Consider the following 24750-nt stretch of genomic DNA (forward strand, 5'->3'; position numbering starts at 1 on the left):
AGTTAACGTAATGACAAAGTCGCTTGGTAATTAAGGTACGACAGAATCGCTTGGTGATCACACGCAAAATATTTGATGGGCTTTCAGGTTTATGGACATGTGGTGCGGGTCATAATCGAACTGAAATAGCCAACGCAGTAGAAAAGCAGCTCCTTGAACTTGACTATGCCCCTGCCTTTCAATACGGCCATCCCAAAGCCTTTGAGTTGGCCGAACGTTTAGCTGATTTAGCCCCTGAAGACATCAACAAGGTCTTTTTTGTAAACTCAGGTTCGGAGGCATCAGATACCGCAACCAAAATAGCGCGTGCATACTGGCGCCAGAGGGGAGAACCCACTAAGACCCGCATTATTGGCCGAGCAAAGGGCTACCATGGTGCGAGCTGGGGAGGAATAAGTTGGGGAGGTATCAATGGCAACCGTAAAATGTGGGGCCAAGCCATGGAATCCGATCACCTTGCTCATACACTTCAAGCCAATATGGCATTCACAAGAGGAATGGCGCCTGCAGGTGCTGAGATGGCCGACGAGTTACTCGATCTTATTGCACTCCATGATGCCTCAAACATTGCTGCTGTGATCATTGAACCCTTTTCCGGTTCGGCAGGCGTTATAGTACCACCAGAAGGGTATCTTCAGCGCCTCAGGGCGATTTGCGATCAACATAATATTCTGCTTATCTTCGACGAAGTGATCACAGGTTTTGGTCGAACTGGAAACTACTTTGGTGCGCAATCTTTTGGTGTCACCCCTGACATGATTTGTATTGCCAAACAAATCACCAACGGTGCCATTCCCTTAGGTGCGGTATTAGCCAAGCAAGGTATTTATGATACTTTCATGCATGCTGGCGGAGCAGAACACAATATTGAGCTACCTCATGGCTATACCTATTCAGGACACCCTGTTGCTTGCGCCTGCGCACTGGCTACCTTAGAGATACTCGAAAAAGAGCAGCTGATTCCACAAGTCGCTGAACTTTCACCTGTATTTGAAAAATCTATCCATAGCCTAAAAGGCACCAAACATATCTTAGATATTCGTAACTTCGGTTTTGCAGCAGGTCTAACCATAGCACCGCGTGATGGAGACCCAACAATCCGCCCTGTCGATATTGCCACCACTCTATGGCAGCAGGGTTTTTACGTTCGCTACGGTGGGGACACCATCCAGCTTGGCTTGCCCTTTATTACTCAAGAACACGAAATAGACCGCCTAATTAACGCATTGGGCGATGCGATAGAGCAAACCGTTTAAACCCAATGAGGAACTAAACATGTCAGAATATATCGGTCATCTGATTAACGGCGAAATTCACTCAGATAAAAGCCAAACGCAAGCCGTGTATAATCCAGCAACCGGAGCAGTATGTGCGAACGTATGCATGGCATCGCAAGAAACGGTCGCTATGGCGATTAGCTCAGCCAAACAAGCTTACCCAGCATGGCGCAATACGCCACCAGCCATGCGTGCACAAGTCATGTATCGCTTTAAGCAGCGACTCGAAGAAAACCAAGATATCATCTGTGAACTTATCTCTCGTGAGCATGGTAAGGTGTTGAGTGATGCCAAAGGCGAACTGGCTCGAGGTATCGAAAATGTCGAATTTGCTTGTGGCATTCCAGAACTACTCAAAGGCGAACACAGCCGTAACGTGGGGCGTGATATTGATGCGTGGAGTGAACTACAACCTCTCGGTGTTGTGGCCGGTATTACCCCATTTAACTTTCCAGCCATGGTTCCTCTTTGGATGTGGCCAAGTGCAATAATGTGCGGCAATACCTTTGTGCTCAAGCCTTCCGAACGAGACCCTTCCTGCGTACTTTACATTGCCAAGCTCGCCGAGGAAGCAGGGTTACCGAAAGGTGTGCTGAACGTGATTCACGGCGGTGCTGATGTCGTCAATCAGCTCATTGACGATGATACCATTCAAGCGGTTAGCTTTGTCGGCTCTACCCCAATAGCTGAAACCATCTACAAACGAGCATCAGAAAAGGGCAAGCGCTGCCAAGCTCTGGGCGGAGCAAAAAATCATGCGGTGATCATGCCAGATGCTGACCTCGATAATGTAGCCAATGCTTTAATGGGCGCTGCATACGGTTCATGTGGTCAGCGCTGCATGGCCATCTCAGTTGCTGTGGCAATAGGGGACAAAGTCGCTGATGCTCTGATTGACAAACTAAAGCCTCAAGTCGAAGCGCTCAAGGTCGGGCCAGGGAGTGATGACCGCAACGAAATGGGGCCACTTATCACTTCAGCACAAAGAGACAAAGTTTCACAATTCGTAGCTCAAGCAATTGAGCAAGGCGCTGAAGTTATCGTTGATGGTCGAGAACTTGTTATTGCAGGGCATGAGTCAGGTTTCTTCATTGGTGGAACACTCTTTGATAAAGTAACGCCAGATATGGACATCTATCAACAAGAGGTATTCGGGCCTGTACTTGTGGTGGTAAGAGTTGATTCTTTAGAAGAGGCCGTAGCGCTTATCAATCGACACGAATACGGAAATGGCACCTGCATTTTTACTCGAGATGGACAAGCGAGCCGCTACTTCTCAGACCAAGTTATGGTCGGCATGGTCGGCATCAATGTACCACTACCCGTTCCTGTTTCTTACCATAGCTTTGGCGGTTGGAAACGGTCATTATTTGGCGACTTACATGCTTATGGACCTGACTCCGTGCGCTTTTACACCAGACGTAAAGCCATAAGCCAAAGATGGCCCTCGGGAGAAGTGAAAGATGGAACTTTATTTTCATTCCCTAGTTTATAGCCTGTAACTCTACCCTGTAACCAGACCTAACATTGGCCTGAGGATGCACAATCCACAGGCCAATATCAGATTTAGCGTATCCATTTATTGTCTATTTGAACACCTAAATCCCTGTTATTTCGGTAAGTAACAGACCAAAGAGCAAGGCCTCAATATGACCAAAAACAGCAAAAAAGGAGTTTGTATGCAAGACTTACGCATAAATGGCGATCGACTATGGCAAAGCCTCATGGAGATGGCTCAGTTTGGATTAACGGAAAAAGGAGGCTGTGCTCGCTTGGCTGCTACCGAATTAGATGGCAAAGCCAGAGATTTGTTCGTTAGCTGGTGTAAAGAGTGTGGCTGCACAATCAGTGTCGACAAAATGGGGAATATTTTTGCCCACCGAGAAGGTAAGGACAACTCATTACCCGCTGTTGCAACGGGTAGCCACTTAGATACTCAGCCAACGGGAGGAAAATTCGATGGTGTCTTTGGTGTTCTTGCAGGGGTCGAAGTACTGCGAACCTTACATGAGAATAACATTCTTACTGAAACGCCAATGGAGTTCACCGTTTGGACCAATGAAGAAGGTTCGCGATTTCAACCAGCAATGCAAGGGTCTGGCGTTTATGTCGGCCGATTCGATTTAGAAACCGAGCTAAACAAAACGGATGTTGATGGTATTCGTCTAAAAGACGAGCTAGAAAAAATTGGCTATTTGGGTAAAGAAGAACCCGGCAGCCGTCATATTGGTGCTTTTTTCGAAGCTCATATAGAGCAAGGGCCTATTTTAGAAGATCAAGGCAAAACCATAGGTGTGGTGCGTTTAGGTCAAGGTATCCGTTGGTATAACGTAAAAATAAAAGGACGTGAATCCCACTCAGGCACCACGCCCATGTATCTGCGTAATGACGCTATGGTGGCCAGCGCGAAAATCATTACCGAAGTAGAACAAATAGCGCATCGCTATGAAAACGGACTGGGTACCGTCGGCTTTATGCAAGTCTTCCCCAATTCTCGCAATGTGATCCCGGGAGAGATAACTTTTAGTGTCGATCTGCGCAATCCCAATGCTGATGTCCTTGCCGATATGGACAAGATGTTTACCGAGTTCTGCTCATTGGTCGCCAAAGAGCGCGAGATACAGATAGATATTGATCCTTTTTGGTATTTTGCTCCAGTTGAATTCAATGCCTCAGACGATGTTAAAGCTGCCGCAGAGAAGCTCGGTTACTCAAACATGGATATTTACGCAGGAGCAGGTCACGACGCATGTTATATGGCAGATCTGGTCCCAACAGGGATGATATTCACCCCTTGCGAAAACGGCATTAGTCACAACGAAATTGAAAATACGTCCCCCGAAGAATGCGAAGCTGGGGCAAATGTCCTACTCCATACCATGCTGGAAGCCAGTAGGCGCATTGCCAAACAAGCCATCAATGTGCAACACCATGAAGCCACAGAGTAGCACTCCGTGACCTAACAATTCTCAACGGGATGAGAAGTCAATGAAGCAATCAAGCATGAAAAAAATCGGTGATTTCTACGAGCTAGACGTCGCCGAAGACTTAATCGAAAGCAAGTACTTCAGTCAAGACCTTGCGCCGACCAAAATATCGGAACGTACTTGGAGTAAAGTAAATATCGCTGCACTTTGGATTGGGATGGCCATTTGTGTACCCACATATACATTGGGAAGCGTGCTCACGACTTACTTTGGGTTGTCGGTACTTGAGGCACTGTTGACCATTTTACTTGCCAATATCATAGTACTGATACCTCTTACTCTCAACGCCTTTGCTGGCACCAAATACGGCATACCTTTTCCTATTGTTCTTCGCTCGTCGTTTGGTACTCTTGGCTCTAATGTGCCATGCCTTATCCGAGGCCTAGTCGCTTGTGGTTGGTTTGGCATTCAAACCATGTTCGGCGGTTTGGCAATCCATCTGCTGCTGTCAGAGCTTTCAACAAGCTGGGCCAGTCTTGGTGGTGTAGGAGAAGTATGCGGGTTCTTTCTCTTTTGGGTGCTCAATATCGGTATAGTGCTAAAAGGCTCTGATTCCATAAAGTGGCTCGAAACTCTCTCTGCCCCACTGTTACTAGCGGTTGGGCTTGGTTTGATATTTTGGGCGAGTGATAAGGTCTCTTACACAGAAATCATTATGACTCCAGCCAATCGACCAGAAGACGTGGGGGTTACCCGTTATTTCTTTGCAGGGCTTACCGCTATGGTCGGTTTTTGGGCAACCTTATCTCTCAATATCCCAGATTTTAGCCGCTACGCAAAATCACAAAAAGATCAGATTATTGGGCAAATCATTGGTCTGCCTTTAACCATGTTCTTTTTTTCGGCATTGGGCGTTGTTCTCAGCGCAGCTTCGTATACCTTGTTTGGTGAAACCATTTCTGATCCTATTACTTTGATCAGCAAAATTGAGAGTCCATTTTGGGTGAGTATCGCAATGATCCTGATTGTTATTGCCACCTTATCGACCAATACCGCTGCGAATGTGGTATCACCAACCAACGACTTTCAAAATATTGCGCCAAAGCAGATCAATCATACCCGTGGCGTCCTGCTGACTGGATTAGTCGGTCTAGGCCTAATGAGTTGGGAACTTCTAAAAAAACTTAACTGGATAGAATCCGATATTAGCGTCGAAGCCATGTATTCCAACTGGCTACTCGGATACTCCAGTCTTCTCGGTCCAATCGCTGGGATCATGATCGTCGATTATTTCTTAATCAAAAAGCAAAACTTAGATATTCCCGCACTCTACTCTGACCAAAGGCAACATCCTTCGATTAACTATGCCGGCTTCATTGCATTCTTCATCCCCGTAACCTTTACCATTGTTGCCCTCACTTTTGATGTCTTAATATGGTTTTATCACTACGGATGGTTCACTGGCGCTTTTTCTGGTGCTCTCCTCTACTACCTGTTTTCTATAAATGCCGTGCAATCAGAAGTGAATGCTCAACCTGACAAAGCCTGAATAAGATAAGGAACCATCGGGTTTTAGTCCTGTTGGTCAAGTTAAACAAGGAGTTAGTATGAATCTATTAATCAAAGGGGGCAATATTGTCACCCATGAGCAAACCTATTCAGCCGATATACTATGCGTGGAAGGCAAAATAAGTCAGATCGGGCACATTATTGATATTCCTGAAAATACCCAGATTATTGATGCCAGTGGTAAACTGGTTATGCCCGGAGGTATCGACCCACATACTCATATGCAATTGCCTTTTATGGGTACGGTCGCTTCAGACGATTTTGCCTCGGGCACAGCGGCAGCACTGGCTGGCGGCACGACGACAATTATCGATTTTGTTATCCCTTCACCGAAGCAATCTCTAATCGAAGCCTTCCACCAATGGCAAGATTGGGCATCTCTATCTCAATGTAACTACAGCTTCCACGTTGCGATTACCTGGTGGGATGAGTCGGTAAAAGATGAGATGAAAACTCTGGTTTCAGACTACGGAGTAAACAGTTTTAAGCACTTTATGGCCTACAAAAATGCCATCATGGCGACCGATGACATACTGGTATCAAGCTTTAGCACGTGCCTTGAACTGGGCGCTATACCAACGGTACACGCTGAAAACGGCGAACTGGTTTATCATCTACAGCAGCAATTACTCGCAAAAGGTATCACAGGACCAGAAGCCCATCCCCTTTCTCGCCCGCCCTCCGTCGAAGGTGAAGCCGCTAATCGCGCAATCAATATCGCTGGCACACTAGGCGCTCCTATCTACTTAGTTCATGTCTCAACCGAAGAAGCCGTCGATGCCATCAAATATGCCAAAAACAACGGCCAAATTGTATTTGGTGAATGTCTTGCTGGTCATTTAGTCATAGACGATAGCGTATATAAAAACTCAGATTGGAACTACTCAGCAGCCCATGTGATGAGTCCTCCATTTCGACCTAAAAACCATCAGGATGCTCTTTGGAAAGGACTACAAAGCGGTACTATTCAGACAACAGCCACCGATCACTGCGCGTTTTGCGCCTCACAAAAAGCCATGGGCAAAGACAATTTCACCATGATTCCCAATGGCACGGCTGGCGTAGAAGAGCGCATGATGGTGCTGTGGGACAAAGGTGTCAATCAAGGCAAACTGACCCCCAATGAGTTTGTCGCGGTAACCTCCACCAACACGGCTAAGATCTTCAATTTGTATCCACGCAAAGGTGCCATTGCCGTCGGTTCTGATGCCGACATCGTTATCTGGGATACCAAACAAGACAAAACCTTCACGGTAAACGATCAGATGTCAAAAATTGACTTCAATATCTTTGAGGGTATGCGCGTACAAGGTAAGCCAATTACCACCATCTGTAATGGTAAAATTGCTTGGGATAAGGGTGAGCTAAAATCAGCACCAGGGGATGGTCAATACGTCGTCCGTCCTCCGTACGCTAATTTCTATCAGAGTCAGCTAAAGCGAAATGAGCGGAACCGACCTGAGGCGGTGAGCCGCAAGGTTGACTCTTAACCTAAATAAAATACCTGTAGACAATAGAAAAACGCCAGCAAGGTCGCTGGCGTTTTTTGATGAGGCTAACTAAACAATGAATTTATTCAAGATCGCGTCCTGCTCGCGTACATTTTCAGTTTGAACTTGCATAGCAACGTTGGCATCTTCTGCTGCATCCGCAACTTGAGTGGACAAGTCTTTTATCTTCACTGTATTTGCGTTTATTTCCTCAGCCACTAGGCTCTGCTCTTCTGCTGCTGAGGCAATTTGCATATTCATATCCGTAATGCTCTGAATTGACTCGCGAATACGTTGTAAAGATTCATCCGCTGCTTTGGCTTTTTCTACCGCATCAACAGCCGTGTTTTTGCTTTCGCGCATTGCAGCAGAGACTGAACTCGCTCCCGATTGCAATTGCTCAATCATATTACGAATCTCAGTTGTCGACTCCTGAGTACGCTGCGCCAAAGTTCTAACCTCATCAGCAACCACAGCAAAGCCTCGACCTGATTCACCAGCCCTAGCTGCTTCAATTGCAGCATTTAACGCCAGCAAGTTAGTTTGATCAGCAATGTCGTTAATAACCTTCAAAATGGTTTCTATGTTAGCCGTAGCCGATTCAAGACCTTGCACTTCTTCTACTGCCTGATCAATTCGCTCTGACAGCCTATCTATTGATGACGTCGTTTCGCTCACAACTGAAGAACCCAGTTGCGTGGCCTCGTCAGCTTCTTTCGCAGCCCCAGCAGCCCCTTGGGCATTGTTTGCCACTTCAGTCGCCGTCACCGCCATTTCATTCATGGCGGTGGCTAACTGCTCAAGCTCTTGAAGTTGACTGCGCATGGCTTCTGCTGACTCTTGTGAACCCTGAACCGTCATTTCGGTACCACGTAGAATTTCAGCACCTATCGCTTTAGATTGTTGAATCTGCTTTTGAAGTGTTTCGGTAAAAGTATTAAAACCTTCAGCAAGTTCAGCAAATTCTTTATCTGTATTGGTATCCAAACGCTTGGTTAAATCTCCCTGCCCAGAGGCAACATCTTTAATGGCCTTGTTGAGAGTACCAAGTGGACGCATCAAGACTTTAATCAAGAAGCTGAGAACTAAAATACTTATCACCACACTGATGATGGTATAAATTACTGAGCTATTGCGCATCTCCGAAACAGCAGCAAACGCTATATCTTCATCGACAATTGCACCGATAAACCAGTTTTCGCTCGGGACTGGCGTAAAGTGAACCATGTACGATATGCCATCTTTCTCAAACCGTTGCTCACCTTCTTTTAGTGCAATATCAGGGAGATAAGTCGAAATATTCTGACCATTATTATTGGCATCAGGGTGAGCGATCGTCGTTCCATCAGAGGCCACGATAAACAAGTAACCTGCGTCAAGCAGATTAACGCTGTTCACCAAATCAGCCAAGCCAGTTAGCTCCATATCGTAGAACATAGCCGCAGTGAACTGACCACTCTCTTTCACTGGAGTACCAATTGATATAATGACCTTTTTAGAAGAAACATCGACATAAGGAGCGGTCACGACTAACTTACCCTGCGCTTTTGCTGCTTTGTACCAAGGACGAACTCTTGGATCATAATCAGGCCCAGCTTCCCAACCATCATCGTTTTCAACCACATGTCCATCTGCTTCATAAGCAAATCCGACAGCTAAGAAAGATCCTTTAAGGTTTGGTTTTTCTAGAATATCTTTAACACGTGTTTTGTTTTGCGGATCAAGTTCTAACACCTCTGTTGTCGACATCGCAAGAGACTTCCTACTCGCCATTTCTGAAACGACGGTATTCTTAACGCCCTTTACCATCTCAGTGAGACTTGTATCCACCAAGTCTTCAACTTCTTTTTTTACGGTGCTAAGCTGCTGCACAGACAGTAACACAACGGTGACCAGCAGCAATATTGAAGATGCTGCAACGATCTTTTGACTGAATCTCATAGTGTCCCTCAAAGAGTAATTCGTTTGTAGTTGTTATCTTGTCGTTTTTATTATCATCCTAGCCAACGCAGGCTTAAGAAATTTCCTACAAAACTGCTGTTTTGTAAAACACTCTTTTAAAAAGTATATACCTTCTACGCAATAAAAAAGCTCGAATGCATATGTATTCGAGCTTTTTTACTGTAAATGTATGAAATTTATCATTAACCTGGATGGCTATACGCATCCTCTTCGTCGTGACTTGGCAGTGCATTCCATACCGCTTTCACTAAAGTCGCAAGAGGGATGGCAAAAAAGACTCCCCAAAATCCCCACATACCACCAAACACCAGCACAGCAACGATTATAGCCACTGGATGCAAGTTCACAGCTTCAGAGAATAAAATAGGTACCAATATGTTGCCATCTAGCGCCTGAATAATTCCATACGCCAAGAGCAACCAATAAAACTGCGGAGTAAACCCCCACTGAAATAAGCCCACTATTGCTACAGGCACTGTCACTGCAGCCGCTCCAATATAGGGAATAAGCACTGAAAGACCAACCGCAACAGCGAGCAGTACGGAATAACGCAGATCCAAAATCGCAAAGGTCACATAGCTTACGCTACCAACAATCACAATTTCCATCACTTTGCCACGAATATAGTTTGAGATCTGTTGATTCATCTCATGCCAAACTTTTGTCGCTAACTTTCTGTTTCTCGGCAGTATACCGCTCGCAATGGAAATCATTTCTTGCTTATCTTTGAGCAAGAAAAACACCAGTAAAGGAACCAAAATCAGATAAACGCCCAACGTGGCAAGGCTCACTAGTGAGGCAAGAGACCCTTTTACCACTGTCTCACCCATTACAATAATTTGGTTCTTTGCGTTGGTTACAACTGACTCTACAATCTGAAAATTGTCTAGCTCGGGATAACGTTTCGGCAAATCTGCGATTACTTTTTGCACTCCTTGATACATAGACGGGATATCATTAATCAAATTCCCGACTTGTTTCCAAATGGTCGGCACAAGGCCAAATACCGCCAATAACATCAAACTTGTAAAACCCAGAATAACAAGAATGACAGAGAGATTTCTCGGAATATGCAAGCGAGAAAGTTGCGTTACTGGCCACTCTAGTAAATATGCCAAAACAATCGCAACCAAAAGCGGTGCAATTAAGTTGCCAAAAAAGTAGATCGTAACGAAGCCAACTAATAGAATCGCAACCAAACTTACAGCATGGGGATCAGAAAAGCGTCGTTTGTACCAACGACTCACCATTTCAAACATTCGATAGAGTTCCTTTAATCACTTGTATACGATAATAGCCATCGACCTCTTTGCAGCACAGTTGAAATGACTGCTGAAGTAAGAAGCGTTTTATATCAGAAAATGAATCACGGCCTGAAACGTATATCATAGCCTTTTGACCTGAATTCATTTCTTTGGTGTAGCGCTTAACAAGCAGCAAAGCCATTGGACAACGTTCATAACGTAAGTCCAAAAGATCTTGTTTCATTAACTGGCCTGATGTTTATTACTTGAACGAATATTGTATAGTGTTTTTTTTTCAGCGTCAGGGGAAAAATAGTGAATAGTAAAACTTTCACATGATACTGACCATCAACGGTACGATTACCATAAAATACTATGGGATCATTCTACAAAAGTGTATCAAGTCATGTGAAACCTTATCACAAAAAAAAGGTCTAAATCGGCGTCTCTCATTTAAGCCTGTTATTATAGATAGTAGGCTCATCAGAGACGCCTTACGATTATGGAGTACATTCGGTAACCTATGTTTAAACGTACACGCTCACTCGTTTGCTTATGTGTAGCGGCCTCTCTTGGCATGCAATCTTCTGTTTATGCGAATAATATCGATTTACCGGATATTGGCACCACAGCTAGCAGCACATTAACCATAGATCAAGAACTTCAATATGGTGATGCGTACATGCGTATGCTGCGCAACAGCCAACCAATTGTCAGCGATCCTGTGATTAATGAATATATAGATAGCCTAGGTCACCAGCTCGTTGCTAACGCCAATGATGTAAAAACCCCCTTCACTTTTTTCATGATTCGCGATCGTAACATCAATGCCTTTGCCTTTTTCGGAGGCTATGTCGCTTTGCATAGTGGTCTATTTCTCCATGCAAAAACAGAAAGTGAGCTCGCATCAGTAATTGCGCATGAAATATCTCACGTTACTCAGCGCCACCTTGCAAGAAGTATGGAAGACCAAGCACGACGCTCTCCAGCAACGTTAGCTGCGCTAGCAGGCTCATTATTATTGGCCATCGCAGCACCTGAAGCCGGGATCGCTGCTATAACAGCAACAACCGCTGGCAATATTCAAGGCCAAATAAATTACACAAGAAGTAACGAGAAAGAAGCCGATAGATTTGGTATCGAAACCCTAGCCAAAGCAGGCTTTGATGTGAATGCCATGCCCAGATTTTTCTCTCGTCTAGCGGATGAATATCGGTACGCAAGTACCCCTCCACCCATGCTGCTAACCCACCCGCTTCCAGAAGATCGGATTACGGATAGCCGTGCCAGAGCACGAAACTATCCAGAAAAAAAAGTAACACCATCCATCGACTATAACTTGGCTCGTGCAAGAGTGGTTGCTAGATATGCAGATATTAACGCGGAGTCTGCTTTGGACTGGTTTGCACGTACAGAAAAGAAAGCACCTGCTGAAATTAAGCCATCATTTCAATATGGCCGCGCACTCGTTTATCTCGATAACAACCAGCTCGACAAAGCAGAGACAATATTACAAGCATTACTCAAACAGCAGCCTCATAACAACTTCTACTTAGATGCGATGACAGATCTGTATCTGGCAAAAGGGGAAGCACCAAAGGCTGAAGCCATGCTAAGTAATGCGTTGAAAGCAAAGCCTAATAATTCGGTGCTAACCATTAATTATGCGAATGTTCTAATGAAGCAGGATAAGAATGAAGAAGCAGTACGTATTCTTCAACGTTACACTCACGATAACCCCAATGACATCAACGGGTGGCACCTTCTCTCCGAGGCCAACATCCATCTTGGACGCAGTGATGAAGATCTTGCCTCTCGAGCAGAAATACTCGCCCTCAAAGCAAACTGGAACAAAGCAATCCAATACTATACTCAAGCAGGACAGATTGCTGAACTCGGTAGCCTTGAACAAGCCCGCTACGATGCTCGTATCGATCAATTAATGGCCGAAAGAGATCGATTTATGGCACTGCAATAGAAGTTTATCCCAGAAATACATCTAAGTACTCTGTACTCAGTTCATGTGTTGGTTATTATACCTTGCATCGATCAACCATATTCTGTGTCCTTGACTGAATGTATCCAGTCGTACACCAATTGGAGAGTTATATTATGTCAGTCGTGATTTATCACAACCCACGTTGTTCCAAAAGTCGTCAAACTCTAGCTCTTTTAGAAGAGAAAAATATCCAACCTGAAATCGTAAATTATTTGGAAACTCCGCCAAGTGTTCCTGAATTAAAAAGTTTATATTCACAGCTTCAACTCACTCAAGTCAGAGACATGATGCGAACTAAAGAGGATATTTACAAACAGCTAAATCTCGCTGATGTATCCGATGAGCAGCTATTTGAAGCCATGTCCAAAAACCCAAAACTCATTGAACGCCCAATCGTGGTAAACAAAGGCCAAGCAAGACACGGCCGTCCACCTGAACAGGTACTTGAGATTTTATAATATGAGATGTCAGCTTCTGGTGCTCTACTACAGCCGTCACGGCTCTACCCTTGCTCTCGCAAGGCAGATCGCTCGAGGAATAGAATCCATCCCCAACTGCGAAGCTTGGCTCAGAACGGTTGAGGATATAGAGGTTAGAGATTGTCCCCAAGATCCGATCGTCACACTGGATGAGCTAAAATCTTGTGATGGATTGGCGATGGGTAGCCCCGTCTGGTTTGGCAATATGTCGGCGGCTCTAAAACACTTTTGGGATCAAACCTCTAGTCTGTGGATATCTGGTGACTTAATCGACAAACCAGCTTGCGTGTTTAGCTCATCTTCCACCCTCCATGGAGGTCAGGAAACCACTTTACAAACCATGACGTTGCCACTTCTTCATCATGGAATGCTTATAATGGGCATACCCTATTCAGAGCCTAAGCTGCATACGACTCAATCAGGAGGCACTCCTTATGGCGCCACCTCGGTCAGCCACTCTGAAAATAGTCTTTCCAAAGATGAAATCTGCCTCGCGCAAGCTTTAGGAAAACGTTTAGCAACGACAGCTCTTAAGCTTAAGGGAAGCTAGAATGCAGGATATGTACCCTCACACAAAATTATTTCGTGTTCTTGCTTTATGTGGGAATGTAGGCTTACTTGTTTGGGTGCTTATGTGGCAGATTCACTTATCTCCACATCCTCATATTAGTAGCTTAGTGCTTGCTGCAGGTTGGAGCATCCCGCTTCTTGTGTTTCTGCCGGGAATACTCGCGGGGAAGCCCTATACCCATGCTTGGGCCAACTTCGTTCTTATGCTGTATTTTTTGCATGCTCTTACCATCTTTTATATTGATGACGGTGAACGATGGCTTGCGACTGTAGAGCTAATACTGACAAGTCTTGCCTTTGGCAGCAATATTTTGTACGCCAGAACACGCGGACAGGAGCTTGGTCTCAAACTTCAGCGGCTGTCCAAAGTGGAAAAAGAGGAACGACAAAGATTTGAATAAAAAGGTCTGGCGCACGCCAGACCTTTTTAATACTCAATTACGCTTTCTTCCAATACCAACGGGGACTCTGCTTCTTGAGTATCCTCTGTCTCAGCGGCAATCGGTATTCCTTCCCACTCATATGTCAACACTTGCTCGGCGGGAATTAAGTCCACTGCACGATTGTCCCAAGTGCTCTCATCTGAGTCTGTTGTGGTGAGTGGAACACTGCCTATTGTTTGAGTATTGAGTGACTTATTCTCAAGCCGGATAACTTTATCCATACGCCCCAATTCTTGTTCAAATTGTGCTTGAGATGCCAACAAATGAACGTTAAACGTCACCTGATCCCGTTGAATTTTTAAAATATCCAATGAGGCTACCGAACTGAGCTTCTTAAGGCTTTTTTCTAAGCTGAAAAAATCCACCGCGTTCTTAAGCGTTGTAAAGCGAACCTTTACCGTTTCAGATGACTCACTAGCAACCACCACACCACTTTTCTTCGCATAGTAGTCGCTTATTTGATTGATCATCTTCAAAACGGCTTTTTCACCTGAGTTTGAACCTGAGAGTGGAGCCTGGCGCGTGATACCAATCGTTTTGGGCTTTTGATCATATAAGGTCCAGCGAAGGGCATTACCATCGGATCTCACCACTAAGACAGCATCGACAGGGTAACGTTGGCTGGCCTCACCAACAGGACGAGCAAAACCACCCCATAGATCGGAGGCAGCAACACCTGTGATATCATCAAAATCCCCCACAGGGACCGTAAGCGGTAATCCGCGCTTAACCGCTTCATCTCTCATCTGGCTGAGTAACCGAGAATCAGAGTGCTCCCAAGTAATATTTCTCTCATACTGCTCTTCTTCAACCAGCCAGACTAAAACGTTGGCACGTGTTGCTGGCCAAATTGGCACCTGAGCTTGGCTCAAAAGAGAACGAATGTGTGGCGGACTGAAACCCATTTTCAACGTGGGTTGCCCTTCTCGTTGTCCGTGGCTAATCTGCGACAAATACTGTGAATTTTGTTTCAAGGCTTTTTGAATGACAGGGTTCGAGGTCGCCTCTACGTCACCAGATACACGTATGATAATCTCTTCCATACCACTTACTCGAGCCTTGGCATCAGAATTATCAACGCCTTGCTCAAGCACAATTTCTGTCTGATATAAATCTACATTGGTCAGGGCAAATACGGGAAAACATACTAGTCCCAAAACCAAAAGAGCTAAACGCTGCATAGTTATCCTAACATCAATTTCTATTGCGACTTACGATGATAAGCAACAATTCTTTACAGAGCAACTAAAGCACATTTTTATCTTGATATAAGCTCAAATCCATCCTAAATCTTTGCTAAGTTTCTTCAACCAAGTCAGCCTGTTTTTGATCGAACTCAGATTGCAATCGTTTGCTGAGGTGGTAAAATCCGGCGAATTTTGTGGCGGGTGTCTCGCCGCTAACGATGATCCGTTATAGATAAAGGATGATGTAAAATGAAAAATGCCATTCAAGGAGCACAGATGCTCTTTGTTGCCTTCGGCGCGCTGGTGCTGGTACCACTTTTAACGGGTCTAGATCCGAGTGTGGCTCTTTTTGGTGCTGGTTTAGGTACACTTCTTTTTCAATTTATCACCCGTCGTACCGTCCCCATATTCCTAGCTTCTTCCTTCGCTTTTATTGCACCCATACTCTACGGCGTTCAAGCTTGGGGAATCCCATCAACCATGGGTGGACTTATGGCAGCAGGGCTCGTCTACGTCATATTGGGGGTATTTATCAAAGTAAGAGGTGTTGAATTTATTCACAGGCTTCTTCCTCCGGTTGTCGTTGGGCCTGTGATCATGGTGATAGGTCTTGGGCTTGCACCTGTTGCCGTCAATATGGCCTTGGGCAAAGGCGGTGATGGGTCACAGCTGATAGATGCAAATGCATCCTTGGTCATCTCTTGTGTCTCGTTACTCACCACCATTATCATTAGTGTGTATGCCAAAGGCTTTGTAAAGTTAATGCCCATTTTAGGTGGAATCTTGGCTGGCTATCTAACGAGTCTTGCTTATGGCATCGTTGATTTTAGTCCAGTGACCCAAGCTGCGTGGCTGTCTTTACCTCAATTCACTGCACCTGAATTCAATATCAATGCAATCTTGTTTATGATTCCTGTCGCGATAGCCCCAGCGGTTGAGCATGTTGGAGATATGCTTGCAATATCAAATGTGACTGGAAAAGACTACCTCAAAAAACCAGGTTTACATCGCACAATCGCAGGTGACGGTCTAGCGACAATGGCAGCTTCTATGCTCGGAGCGCCACCAAATACGACCTACTCAGAAGTCACTGGTGCGGTGTTACTAACTAAAGCGTTTAACCCTGTGATTATGACTTGGGCAGCAGTGACAGCGATCGTCTTAGCACTTGTTGGAAAGCTTGGTGCTGTATTGCAAACCATTCCTATGCCAGTGATGGGAGGCATCATGATTCTTTTGTTTGGCTCAATCGCGACTGTAGGCCTAAATACGTTAATAAAGAACAAAGTAGATTTACATCAATCGCGCAATCTGGTGATCGTTGCCATCACTCTTGTTTTCGGAATTGGTGGCATGGCTTTTGGTATCGGAGAATTTAGTCTTCAGGGTGTAAGCCTGTGCGGTATCGTGGCCATATTACTTAATTTGCTTCTACCAAAAGATCTGGGTGAAAACCATATCGTCGATAATTCGCAAATTGAAGACAACAGTAATTAATGCCTATAATTTTTAGTGGGTTACATATAAAGCATGTAACCCATTTTCCTTCTACTAACGCATTCTTATGCGGATTCTTTTAGATAACTCACACATAAAAGGGTCATAAGCAAAGCTCTGCAAATTGGCCTTTCGTCAACAGAGCTAAATCTTGCGGAGCAAGTTCAATCTCTAAGCCCCGTCTACCAGCACTGACACAGATAGTGGTTTTATTCTTCGCTGTGTGATGAATATAAGTAGGCAATGGTTTTTTTTGCCCTAACGGACTGATTCCACCAACCACATAACCTGTACTTTTCTGAGCCAAATCAGGATTCGCCATCTCTGCCTTTTTAGCCTTCGCAGCTTTAGCGGCAAGTTTTAGGTTAAGTTTTTGCTCTACGGGAATGACAGCCACAGCCAAACTTTTAGCATCGCCATTTAAACTGAACAACAAAGTTTTATAAACATGACTCGGGTCATGCCCCAAAGCTTCAACCGCTTCTAAACCATAGCTCTCCGCACGAGGATCATGCTCATATTCATGAATGGTGTGAGAAATGTTCTTCGTCTTTGCCAGATCAATTGCCGGAGTCATAACGTGTCCTTGATAAAAAGACGCTGAACCAAAGGCTCAGCGCTTTTAGCTTGTAAAACTATTTATAAACAACCTGATTTGATACAAACTTGTTGACATCAACTGGGCTATTTTCTTGTAAATATTCTTTTAGCACCTCTGCGTCAACAAAACCGGTATTGACGTAGCCTGGGTGGTCACTGATTTTAGGGTAACCGTCACCACCAGCAGCATTATAACTTGGTAATGTAAAACGATAGGTCTTATCAAAACGAAGCTGCTCACCACCAATGAATACATTCGAGACTTTATCTTTCGATACTGTCATCGATATACCCGCAAACTGGGCGTAAGCACCAGAATCAACTGGCATGGTAGCGACTGCATTCAAATAATCCAGAACTTCTTTACCTGTCATATCCGTGTAAGTCAAAATATTACCAAATGGTTGAACTTTCAGAACATCTTTATAGGTAATATCACCACCTTCAATAGAATCACGTACACCACCAGAGTTCATGATACCAAAGTCAGCTTTCGCACGCTCCATATGAGCCGTTGCGATCAGTCGCCCAAGGTTAGTCTGCTGGAAACGCACAACATCTCTATCCCCTTCCAGTTTACCGTTAGATTCTGCAATCTTAACGTCTAACTGTGCCTGGCCTTTTTCTTGGTATGGGCGCAGAAAATCTAACATTTCTTGATTTTCTGGGATTTCATCTTGGATCAACACTCGTTGTTTTTTGCCGTCAACCTTGATACTTTTCTTGAGATTTACTGGGATCAAGTTATAGCTGACCATTTCCAGCTCTCCATTACGAAACTCGTAATCAGCACGCCCCACATATTTGCCCCATTCATGAGCTTGCACGATATAGGTGCCATTTTGAAAATCCGGTTTACACTCATCGCCGGGCTTAAATTTCTTGTTAACGACATTAGGCCCTTCCATACAAACCGGCTCTTGGGAATGTCCACCGACGATCATGTCTAAATCACCTTCATTGAGATATCTTGCTAACGCGACATCACCGGGAGCATTTATGCCACGATTGCCATTTTCGTAGTGCCCCATGTGGGTGACTGCAAAAATCAAATCTGGCTTTTGTGTTTTTTTAAGCTCTGCAATAAGCTTTTTGGCTTCTTCTTTTGGGTCTCTAAATTCGATACCACTGATAAATTCTGGGTTACCAATTTTGGCTGTATCCTCGGTCGTTAGACCAATAACAGCAATTTTAATCCCCTGCTTTTCAAACATTTGATAAGCTTGGAACATACGCTTACCTGTTTTTTTATCGTAAATGTTGGCCGATAACATTGGGAAGTTCGCCCACTCTATCTGTTTAAATAGCACATCTAGAGAATTATCAAATTCATGATTACCCAGAGCCATAGCATCGTAACCAATCTTGCTCATGCCTTTAAAATCAGGCTCGGCATCTTGCAGATCGGATTCTGGAACACCCGTGTTGATATCACCACCAGAAAGCAGTAACACACTGCCTCCCTCACTTTCGATATCGGCGCGTAGCTCATCAATCAAGGTCTTTCGCGCAGCCATACCATACTCACCATATTTGTTTTGCCAGAAGCGGCCATGATGATCGTTGGTGTGAAGAATTGTCAGCTTGTAAGTTTTATCCGTTTCCCATTTTGGTGCAGTTGCACAACTAGCTAGAGTGGCAAGAATAGCTGCACTTAATGCGGTTTTTAGAATCAAACGTTGCTTCATTGTCATACCTTTGAGCGTGTAGAGTTATTTAATGAACGGAATATTGAGCTAATTGAGCGCTTGCTTTGCTTGCGGTTTACGAAGGCTCAACAGAAAAGTGGCGCCAGTTTAAATTAAGCCATTCATGCTGGCATCTTGTTTTGATAGTTATGCTGTTTAGATCACCATAATTGATATTCGAATATCTAATAAAGTGACTTAGTTTCAGTCTCTTCTCCCACTATCAACAAACCGTTGTGTACCTGACATCAACTTCGTTTCTACCTTCGAATCATTCATCACCAACGAGATAAAGTCTAGCGACAAAAAAGGCTAGCAATAATGCTAGCCAAAAAGTTAATTGAGAAGTTTTTCAAGTCAGTTAATCTCGATATGCTCAAAGCCTTTTATCAAATCATCCAATGCTTTCATTTGAGTCAGGAAAGGCTCAACTTTATCAAGTGGTAAAGCAGAAGGACCATCGCATTTCGCTTTCTCTGGGTTCGGATGAGCTTCAATAAACAATCCTGCTATACCTGTAGCAAGCCCAGCCTTCGCCAATTCAACCGTCTGCTCCCTACGTCCACCTGAAGCAGCTCCTGAAGGATCTCTCATTTGCAGAGAATGTGTTACATCAAAAATAATCGGACTTCCGTTTGATGCTTTTTTCATGACTCCGAAGCCAAGCATGTCAACAACTAGGTTATCATAGCCATGACAAGCACCTCGTTCACATAAAATCACCTTTTCATTACCACATTCAGCAAACTTTTCGACTATGTTGCCAACTTGACTAGGGCTCATAAACTGTGGTTTTTTAACATTAATTACGGCCCCCGTTTTAGCCATAGCTTCAACCAAGTCGGTTTGACGAGCCAAAAAGGCGGGCAATTGAATCACGTCTACAACTTCTGCTACTGGCTGAGCCTGTTGCTCCGTATGCACATCAGTAATGATTTTGACGCCAAAGGTATCTTTAAGATCTTGGAAAATCTTCATTCCTTCTTCTAGACCCGGACCACGATACGAGTGCACTGAACTGCGATTCGCTTTGTCAAAAGACGCTTTAAAAACGTAAGGGATACCAAGTTTTTCTGTGACGTTGACATAGTACTCACAAATCTGCATCGCCAAATCTCGAGACTCAAGAACATTCATACCTGCAAATAAGGTGAAGGGCCTATCGTTGGCGACTGGAATATCACCAACATGAACGATTTTTTGTTCCATTTTCATTCTCTACGTTTGTATGTCTAGTTTCACTCTTAATGCACGGTTACCTGTGTCAAACTCATTGCATCAACTTGATTCTTTAATAGCTCAGCAGCCGGGTCATCAGGACACTGATCAATGAAATATTGATAATCACTAAGCGCAACTTGATGACAATCTAGTTGCTGATAGATAAAGCCTCTATCACGAATTTCATAGGGGTCATCGGGTACAAAAGTGAGCGCTAGATCGGTACACCTTAGTGCTAAGGTATATCGTTCTTCACGCAGCAAAGCACTCTTTAGTAATGCTAACCAGCGCCCAATAACTGTTGGGTTGTCTGCCGACTGAAGGTGCGAAGGTCTAAGTTTGGCTAAAGGCCCACTGTGCCCTATCAGCCAAGCTCTAAGTACCTGTTTGGAGACATATTCGCCATTAAAAGGATTGATAAATTTTGGCGGCTCACCAAAATATTCCAGTTTAATAAGAAACTGGCTGGGAAATGTCACGCCAGAAATTGGGAAGCCCAGTTTTCGCCCCAAGTACAACAATATCGAACCTAAGCTTACAGGAATGCCTTTTCGACTTTCTAGCACTTTATCGATAAACGCATTAGATGATTCATAATACGCCTCCTGATCACCAATAAAGCCCCACTCGTGGTAGAAAAGTCGCAATAAGGCGTCAAAGCGTTGCGGCTCGCCCACCTCATGACTTAAAGCAAGCTCAGCCTCTTGTAGCAGACGCTGAAGCTCATTTTGTGCCCAAACATCTTTTGTTTTCGGATTAATGGCTTTATTTAATTTTAACGCACCTTCAGCCAACTCAATTGCTTCAAAATCTTCATCAAATATCTCAACCATGGATCTTCTCTAACACCCCTTAACCCAAAAACATTGGAACTTTAGTGACCGCCATTTTACCAGCCATAGCAAGCCAGCCTAAAGCACCAAAAAAGGCGAACGTGCGCAAGAGTTTGTTTTTACCTAACTTAAGTGCAAAAAATCCAAGCGCAATGTAAGCAAGCACACAAGTAATTTTTTCACTTAGCCAAGGTGCTGCTGGGGTAAATGGAATGAAGCCCGTGATGAAAACAAGGCCAATGCCTGAAAGCAGCAAACATGTATCGTTGATGTGTGGGAAGACTTTGAAAAATTTTTTTTCCAATAGGCCCGAGTTTGCCATCATCAGCCCATAACGTAACGACAATAGAGTTGCGCTTAGAACCACTGTTAGTAAATGAAAGTGCTTTAACCCTTCGTACATAATTATTTCTCTTCTTGACACAAAGAAAGCTGACCAATCGTCACGCGATCATTCTCACCATAGTCTTTGTAGGTAGTCATATTTTGATACCCCAAAGCCCCTAAAATATTCCTAACAGAGTCACCTTGATCGTAGCCATGTTCAAACATCAACCACCCATCAGGCTTTAAAAACCCCATTGCATGCTTAGCGATATATTTGATGTCCGAGAGACCATTGTCTTCAGCGACTAGTGCACTCAAAGGCTCAAACCTAACATCGCCTTTTGCAAGGTGAGGATCGTGTTTTTCGATGTAAGGCGGATTAGAGACAATCAGTGCAAACTGACAGCCATCCTTCAACGGAGAAAACCAATCACCAGTAAGAAAATGCGTGTTGTTAATTCCCAACTTTGATGCATTAGACTCTGCCAATATTCTCGCTTCTTCTTTTACATCAATACCCCAGACTGTACGTTGCGGTAACTCAGAAGCAATAGCCAAAGCAATGGCACCAGTACCTGTGCCCAAATCAAGAATGTCGCCTTGCAGTTGAGGGGCTTTTTCAAGTGCGATCTCCACTAGGCGCTCTGTATCTGAGCGAGGGATCAGTGTACTGGGAGACACTTGTAACGGCAACGACCAAAACTCCCTTTCTCCGACGATATAAGCTATCGGCTCCCCCTTAATACGACGCTCTAGCATCTCCTCAAACGCACCAGTTTCTTCCATCGACAAGATTTTATCAGGCCAAGTCAAAAGAAAAGATCTCGGTTTATCAAGCGCATGACAGAGTAATACTGAGGCATCTAGCGAAGGAGAGTCACTGCCACTATGGTTGAGTCTTTGCGTCGCACCCTTTAGTGTGTCTTCAACGCTAGATAAGCCCTTCATTAATTATTCTCAGCGAGTGCAGCAAGTTGATCCGCTTGGTGTTCCTGAATCACTGGATCGATCAAACTAACAAGATCGCCTTCCATGACATCACTCAAACGGTAAAGCGTGAGATTGATTCGATGATCTGAAACCCGTCCTTGAGGGTAGTTATACGTACGGATGCGATCGCTCCTGTCTCCTGAACCGAGCAGGTTTCGACGAGTATCAGATTCCTTCGCCGCGCGCTTTGCTTCTTCTGCTTGAATAATTCGAGCGGCAAGAACGGACATGGCTTTGGCTTTGTTTTTATGCTGAGAGCGCTCATCCTGACACTCGACAACTGTGCCTGTTGGTAAGTGAGTAATACGAATAGCAGAATCTGTTGTGTTGACGTGCTGACCACCTGCCCCTGACGAGCGGAAAGTATCAATTTTCAAATCTGCTGCTTTGATTTCTGGAATCTCTGCTTCTGGGATCTCCGGCATAATTGCCACAGTGCAAGCAGAAGTATGCACTCTTCCCTGTGATTCAGTCGCTGGAACGCGCTGCACTCGATGCCCTCCAGACTCAAACTTTAAGATACCATATGCACCATCACCGTTCACTTTAGCGATCATTTCTTTATAGCCGCCTTGTTCAGATTCGTTTGACGATATAACCTCAATTCGCCAGCCTTTCTTTTCTGCAAACTTACTGTACATACGAAATAAGTCTCCAGCAAAAATTCCTGCTTCGTCACCACCAGCACCAGCACGAATTTCTAGGAAGCAATTGCGATCATCATTTGGATCTTTAGGGAGTAGTAGAATTTGCAGCTCATCATCGAGACGCTCAATATTGGCTTGCGCTTCTTTGATCTCATCCTGCGCCATTTCGCGCATCTCAGCATCTTCTTCTTGAGCCATTTCCTGCGCGGCTTTCAAGTCTTCTTGAGCCTGCCGATAAGCTTGGAAACACTGGGTCACTTCTTCAAGTTGCGAATACTCTTTGGACAAAGCACGGAATTTATCTTGGTCACCAATAACATCAGGTTCGCCAAGCAGATGTTGAACTTCTTCATATCGTTCAACGAGTGTTTCTAGCTTAGTTAGAATGGAGGCTTTCATAGTTTTATTAACTCAAGGTTCTATTTAATTAGCTGGTGAAAACCAGCTAAGGGTATTAAGAGTCTTCAAGACCCAAACTTTGTCGTAAAGTCGCAAGCTTAGCAGGCTCCCCTTGCTCAGCTGCACTTTGCAATGCTCGTGTCGGGGCATGGATTAGTTTGTTGGTAAGCTTATTACTAAATTCAAGCAGTACTTTCTCCGGATCTGCACCTGCCGCTAATGATTGCAAACTTTTATTGAGGAGATCTTCACGGATATCATTGGCTGCCTGACGATAATCTCGAATACTATCGACCGCCTGCAGTGAACGCAACCACGACATAAACGTGGCGCTTTCCTCACTTACAATTGCTTCTGCCTGAATAGCTTCGACTTTACGCTGCTCCATATTGTTTTCAACAATCGACTGCAAGTCATCTACAGAATAAAGGTAAGCATCATCCAGCTCAGCGACCTGTGATTCGATATCTCGAGGAACCGCGATGTCCACCAACAGCATCGGCTGATGGCGGCGAGCTTTCAATGCGCTTTCCACCATGCCTTTCCCAATAATAGGTAAGGGACTAGCCGTCGAACTTATGACGATATCAGCACGAGCCAGATGATTAGGAATCTCTGGTAAACCAATAATTTGAGCCCCAAATTGTTCGGCGAGAGGCAAGGCTCGTTCATAGGTTCGATTAGCCACTATCATATCATTACAACCGTTGCTTGCGAGATGCTTGGCAACCAGCTCTATCGTTTCACCCGCCCCCACCAGTAGGACTGTAGAATCTCGAAGTGATTCGAAAATATGCTTAGCAAGGGTACATGCTGCATAAGCAACCGAAACAGCATTACCACCGATATCCGTTTCGGTACGGACACGTTTAGCCACAGAGAAAACTTTCTGAAATAACTTGTCCATTGCTGTATCAACAGCGTTGTGCTGACGCGAATCCGAGTAGGCCTGCTTGACCTGCCCCAAAATTTGCGGCTCACCTAAAACCAGTGAATCCAAGCCACATGACACACGCATCAAGTGACGAATGGCAGCTTGCTCTTCATGAACATATAAACTGGGTTTTAAGGCTTCAGGACTAATTTGGTGAAATTGAGCAAGCCAATCGATCACTTTGCTTTTTCCTAAAGCTTTAACATCACAGTATATCTCAGTTCGATTACAGGTAGAGATGATAACACTACCATTAACATATGGATTATCACCTAACTGATTAAGTGCTTGTGGTAGTTTTTCCGGCCCAAATGCGACTTTCTCACGCAGTTCAACGGAAGCCGTATTGTGGTTGATACCGATAGCAAGCAATGACATGTAATCGAGTTTCTCTGAATCAGCAAATAAGCAAATAAGCAAACAAAGACAGAATTTTACTGTATGACCCAATTTAATTAAAGGCCATT

At 44.4% G+C, this 24750-nt stretch carries 22 protein-coding genes; 10 read left to right on the forward strand and 12 right to left on the reverse strand.

Annotation, left to right across the window (positions count from 1 at the left end; translation table 11 throughout):
* Positions 1-53: 53 nt before the first annotated feature.
* From aptA to hydA, 5 genes are all read left to right on the forward strand, one after another.
* Positions 54-1256 (forward strand): omega-aminotransferase AptA, encoded by a 1203-nt coding sequence (gene aptA, locus QQK21_RS02420; RefSeq protein ID WP_284190619.1) that lies wholly within the window; start codon positions 54-56, stop codon positions 1254-1256.
* A 19-nt stretch (positions 1257-1275) separates the two neighbouring features.
* The gene (locus QQK21_RS02425) at positions 1276-2772 is read left to right on the forward strand and encodes a CoA-acylating methylmalonate-semialdehyde dehydrogenase (RefSeq protein WP_284190620.1); all 1497 of its coding nucleotides are present in this window, start codon (positions 1276-1278) and stop codon (positions 2770-2772) included.
* A 184-nt stretch (positions 2773-2956) separates the two neighbouring features.
* Positions 2957-4225 carry a Zn-dependent hydrolase gene (locus QQK21_RS02430; protein ID WP_284190621.1) on the forward strand — a complete coding sequence of 423 codons (1269 nt, stop codon included), beginning with the start codon at positions 2957-2959 and terminating at the stop codon, positions 4223-4225.
* 40 nt (positions 4226-4265) lie between these two features.
* Entirely contained in the window at positions 4266-5753 is a 1488-nt protein-coding gene (locus QQK21_RS02435) for an NCS1 family nucleobase:cation symporter-1 (RefSeq protein WP_284190622.1), read from the forward strand.
* Between the two features lie 58 nt (positions 5754-5811).
* Positions 5812-7263: a dihydropyrimidinase gene (gene hydA / locus QQK21_RS02440; RefSeq protein WP_284190623.1), complete on the forward strand. Its 1452-nt coding sequence runs from the start codon at positions 5812-5814 to the stop codon at positions 7261-7263.
* 69 nt (positions 7264-7332) lie between these two features.
* On the opposite strand, the gene QQK21_RS02445 is transcribed toward hydA, so the two are convergent.
* The 3 genes from QQK21_RS02445 to QQK21_RS02455 all read right to left on the reverse strand — a co-directional run bounded on the left by QQK21_RS02445 (position 7333) and on the right by QQK21_RS02455 (position 10713).
* Complete coding sequence (locus QQK21_RS02445; protein ID WP_284190624.1) at positions 7333-9204, reverse strand: methyl-accepting chemotaxis protein; 1872 nt, start codon at positions 9202-9204, stop codon at positions 7333-7335.
* Between the two features lie 203 nt (positions 9205-9407).
* Entirely contained in the window at positions 9408-10484 is a 1077-nt protein-coding gene (locus tag QQK21_RS02450; protein WP_284190625.1) for an AI-2E family transporter, read from the reverse strand.
* Positions 10477-10713, reverse strand: coding sequence for a sulfurtransferase TusA family protein (locus QQK21_RS02455; RefSeq protein WP_284190626.1), 237 nt, complete (start codon positions 10711-10713; stop codon positions 10477-10479). Before QQK21_RS02455 ends, QQK21_RS02450 begins: the two co-directional genes overlap by 8 nt.
* Positions 10714-10992: 279 nt before the next feature.
* Here QQK21_RS02455 and bepA point away from each other — a divergent pair, with 279 nt between their 5' ends.
* The 4 genes from bepA to QQK21_RS02475 all read left to right on the forward strand — a co-directional run bounded on the left by bepA (position 10993) and on the right by QQK21_RS02475 (position 13918).
* Positions 10993-12447: a beta-barrel assembly-enhancing protease gene (gene bepA / locus QQK21_RS02460; RefSeq protein WP_284190627.1), complete on the forward strand. Its 1455-nt coding sequence runs from the start codon at positions 10993-10995 to the stop codon at positions 12445-12447.
* A gap of 134 nt (positions 12448-12581) precedes the next feature.
* Positions 12582-12926, forward strand: a complete 345-nt coding sequence (gene arsC / locus QQK21_RS02465; RefSeq protein ID WP_284190628.1) for an arsenate reductase (glutaredoxin) — start codon at positions 12582-12584, stop codon at positions 12924-12926.
* Between the two features lies 1 nt (position 12927).
* Complete coding sequence (wrbA, locus tag QQK21_RS02470) at positions 12928-13497, forward strand: NAD(P)H:quinone oxidoreductase (protein ID WP_284190629.1); 570 nt, start codon at positions 12928-12930, stop codon at positions 13495-13497.
* A 1-nt stretch (position 13498) separates the two neighbouring features.
* Positions 13499-13918, forward strand: coding sequence for a DUF2069 domain-containing protein (locus tag QQK21_RS02475; RefSeq protein ID WP_284190630.1), 420 nt, complete (start codon positions 13499-13501; stop codon positions 13916-13918).
* Between the two features lie 26 nt (positions 13919-13944).
* On the opposite strand, the gene QQK21_RS02480 is transcribed toward QQK21_RS02475, so the two are convergent.
* Positions 13945-15141 carry a DUF2066 domain-containing protein gene (locus QQK21_RS02480; protein WP_284190631.1) on the reverse strand — a complete coding sequence of 399 codons (1197 nt, stop codon included), beginning with the start codon at positions 15139-15141 and terminating at the stop codon, positions 13945-13947.
* Positions 15142-15396: 255 nt separating this feature from the next.
* On the opposite strand from QQK21_RS02480, the gene QQK21_RS02485 reads away from it, so the two are divergent.
* Entirely contained in the window at positions 15397-16644 is a 1248-nt protein-coding gene (locus QQK21_RS02485; protein ID WP_284190632.1) for a uracil-xanthine permease family protein, read from the forward strand.
* A gap of 103 nt (positions 16645-16747) precedes the next feature.
* Here the strand turns inward: QQK21_RS02485 and ybaK are convergent, their stop codons facing one another.
* The 8 genes from ybaK to hemA form a co-directional block, all read right to left on the reverse strand.
* Entirely contained in the window at positions 16748-17221 is a 474-nt protein-coding gene (gene ybaK / locus QQK21_RS02490) for a Cys-tRNA(Pro) deacylase (protein WP_284190633.1), read from the reverse strand.
* Positions 17222-17279: 58 nt separating this feature from the next.
* Positions 17280-18932 (reverse strand): bifunctional UDP-sugar hydrolase/5'-nucleotidase UshA, encoded by a 1653-nt coding sequence (gene ushA, locus QQK21_RS02495; protein ID WP_284190634.1) that lies wholly within the window; start codon positions 18930-18932, stop codon positions 17280-17282.
* Between the two features lie 357 nt (positions 18933-19289).
* Complete coding sequence (gene kdsA / locus QQK21_RS02500; protein WP_284190635.1) at positions 19290-20141, reverse strand: 3-deoxy-8-phosphooctulonate synthase; 852 nt, start codon at positions 20139-20141, stop codon at positions 19290-19292.
* Between the two features lie 35 nt (positions 20142-20176).
* On the reverse strand, positions 20177-20986 hold the full coding sequence (locus QQK21_RS02505; RefSeq protein WP_284190636.1) for a SirB1 family protein: 810 nt from the start codon (positions 20984-20986) through the stop codon (positions 20177-20179).
* 19 nt (positions 20987-21005) lie between these two features.
* Positions 21006-21389, reverse strand: coding sequence for a SirB2 family protein (locus QQK21_RS02510; protein ID WP_284190637.1), 384 nt, complete (start codon positions 21387-21389; stop codon positions 21006-21008).
* Positions 21390-21391: 2 nt separating this feature from the next.
* Positions 21392-22261 (reverse strand): peptide chain release factor N(5)-glutamine methyltransferase, encoded by an 870-nt coding sequence (gene prmC, locus QQK21_RS02515; RefSeq protein ID WP_284190638.1) that lies wholly within the window; start codon positions 22259-22261, stop codon positions 21392-21394.
* Positions 22261-23349: a peptide chain release factor 1 gene (gene prfA / locus QQK21_RS02520; RefSeq protein ID WP_284190639.1), complete on the reverse strand. Its 1089-nt coding sequence runs from the start codon at positions 23347-23349 to the stop codon at positions 22261-22263. Before prfA ends, prmC begins: the two co-directional genes overlap by 1 nt.
* A gap of 55 nt (positions 23350-23404) precedes the next feature.
* On the reverse strand, positions 23405-24661 hold the full coding sequence (hemA, locus tag QQK21_RS02525; RefSeq protein ID WP_284190640.1) for a glutamyl-tRNA reductase: 1257 nt from the start codon (positions 24659-24661) through the stop codon (positions 23405-23407).
* Positions 24662-24750: the final 89 nt, after the last annotated feature.

It is taken from the genome of Vibrio zhanjiangensis (assembly GCF_030161235.1).
In the GTDB taxonomy this organism is placed as follows: Bacteria; Pseudomonadota; Gammaproteobacteria; order Enterobacterales; family Vibrionaceae; genus Vibrio; species Vibrio zhanjiangensis.